Source organism: Burkholderia sp. Ac-20392, assembly GCF_017104585.1.
In the GTDB taxonomy this organism is placed as follows: domain Bacteria; phylum Pseudomonadota; class Gammaproteobacteria; order Burkholderiales; family Burkholderiaceae; genus Burkholderia; species Burkholderia lata.
Map to the genome: position 1 here is coordinate 1 of NZ_JAAGPB010000861.1, position 2,172 is coordinate 2,172.

The following is a 2,172-nucleotide window of genomic DNA, read 5'->3' on the forward strand; positions in this document are numbered from 1 at the left end:
TCTGCGCCGCGGTCGCGATCGCGGCGACGGCGAACACGGCCATGAGCGCCGCCGCGAAGGCCCGCGGAACGGGCCCCGGAGCGCCGGTCGCCGGCCGTGTCATCGCCCGCTCCCGACCGTCGCCGGCGCGCTCAGCCGCGTGCGTACTCGTCATGACGACGCCACCACGGGCCGGCCTCGTTGCGCCCGCGCGGCGCGCGATCGAGCCACTGGTACATCCCCCACAGCCCGTCGAGCCCGCGCGCATAGGTCGAGTACGTGTGATACACCGCGCCGTCCTCGCGCACGAACGCACTCATCCCCGGCCGGTCGAGCGAATACGTGACCGCATCGGTTCCGCACGTCGCCGCGAACTGCACGACGGGGGCCGGCGGCGGATCCATGTCCATCGCGTGGCCGGCCCGCGCGTAGTTGTACTCGACGTCGCCGGCGCGCTGCTGCGTTTCGGTGAACGACACGTTGAAGTCGAAGTTGAAATCGCTGCCGACCGACGACGCCCACGGGAAGCGCCACCCCATCCGCTGCCGGTAAGCGAGCAGCTTCGCGAGCGGCGCGCGCGACACGGCGGCGAGCGTCACGTCGTGGTTCGCCAGATGCACGGCGAAGCCGTCGAAACCGTCGGCGATCGACGAGCACGACGGGCAGCCGGCCTTGTAATCGGGGCCGAACATGAAGTGATAGACGAGCAGTTGCGAACGGTCGAGAAACAGGTCGTCGAGCGTTGCCTGCCCTTGTTCGGTGTCGAACCGGTAGGTCTTGTCGACGCGCACCCAGGGCAGCGCCTGGCGTCGCTGCGCGAGCTCGTCGCTTTGCCGCGTCAGCGCCTTTTCCGCGTCGAGCAGTGCGCGGCGCGCGGCCAGCCATTCGTCGCGCGTTCCGGTGAGATGAGTCGTCATGGCGGGGTCCTCCTTCCGATGGGTATCCGGGCACGGCGTCCGGTGCCGTGTGCGTGGTGCTAGATTAGTGGCGGGCATCGGACCGGAGGGAGTGACAAGTGTGTCGGGATTCGGATGGATTCGCTGATCACGGCGGCCGCACGCGCGATCGCGGCCGGCACGTCCTGCGCGCGCGCAGGCTCGATGCTCCACTTCACGTACGGCTTCGGCAGCTCGGCAGCCTGCGTCGCCCCGAGGAACGGGTCGAACGGCAGGATCGCGCGCGCCTGCTGGCCCGCGGTGACGATCAACGGCGTGCGGTTCTTGAAGGCGGTGAAGAGATTGCCCATCGCGTTGCCGACGCCCGCCGCGGAATGCAGGTTGACGACCGCCGCATTGCCGGTGGCCTGAGCGTGGCCGTCGGCCATTCCGACCACGACGGCTTCATGCAAGCCGAGCACGTAGCGGAAATCGTCCGGGAAGTCGCGGAACATCGGCAACTCGGTCGAGCCGGGATTGCCAAACACGCGGTCGATGCCGAACTGGCGAAGCAGGTCGATCACCGCATCGCGAACGGTGATCGATGCGGCGGAAGGGTGCAGATGGCCGGACATGCTCGGCGCTCCTCGATGGCTTGACGGTTTCCACAGTATCGAAGCGCAAGCCATTCACCGATACTGTATTTTTTGCGATAAGCCATACCATTCCGACATGACTTTCGATCTCCGACAATTGCGCGCCTTCACGACGATCGTCGCGTGCGGCAGCCTCGGCCGCGCGGCCGACGCGCTGCACGTGACGCAGCCGGCGCTGAGCCGGATCCTGAAACGGCTCGAGGACCAGGTCGGCGTGCCCTTGTTCGAGCGCCATTCGAAGGGTGTGCAGCTCACCGCGTTCGGCGACGCGCTGCTGCCGCACGCGACGCTGCTGCAGCACGAGGCCGAGCACGCGCGCGAGGAGCTCGACGCGATGCGCGGGTTCGCGAAGGGCACGATCAAGGTCGGCACGGTGGGCAGCATCGCGAGCCTCGTGCTGCCGGTCGCGGTGGGCCGCGTGCTCGACCGCTGGCCGAACCTGCGCGTCGAGATCATCGAAGGCGTGTGGGACCGGCTCGCGGAAGGGCTGAACAAGCACGAGATCGATCTCGCGCTGTCCGCGCACGGGCCCGACACCGACGAGATCGTCGCGATTCCCGAGTGCCGCTGGGAAGATCGCAGCCATATCGTTGCGGCGCCGCAGCATCCGCTGCGCGCGCTCGGCCGCGCGCCGACGCGCTCGAACGCGAGGCGCGCCCGTG

General features: G+C 68.6%; 2 protein-coding genes and 1 pseudogene. 1 reads left to right on the forward strand and 2 read right to left on the reverse strand.

What is annotated here, in order from left to right:
* Positions 1 to 131: 131 nt before the first annotated feature.
* Both G3N99_RS39065 and G3N99_RS39070 read right to left on the reverse strand, forming a co-directional pair.
* Positions 132 to 896, reverse strand: coding sequence for a DUF899 domain-containing protein (locus tag G3N99_RS39065; protein ID WP_206125066.1), 765 nt, complete (start codon positions 894 to 896; stop codon positions 132 to 134).
* A gap of 137 nt (positions 897 to 1,033) precedes the next feature.
* Positions 1,034 to 1,489 (reverse strand): annotated as a pseudogene (locus G3N99_RS39070) (thiamine pyrophosphate-binding protein); the annotation flags it as partial.
* Positions 1,490 to 1,586: 97 nt separating this feature from the next.
* Between G3N99_RS39070 and G3N99_RS39075 the strand changes: the two are divergent.
* Positions 1,587 to 2,172, forward strand: a 586-nt coding sequence (locus G3N99_RS39075) for a LysR family transcriptional regulator (protein ID WP_206125067.1), incomplete at its 3' end; no start/stop codon positions are given.

What these genes read in the sequence shown, in the direction of transcription:
- G3N99_RS39065 (WP_206125066.1), bottom strand. Translation starts at nt 896, where the DNA reads ATGACGACTCATCTCACCGGAACGCGCGACGAATGGCTGGCCGCGCGC.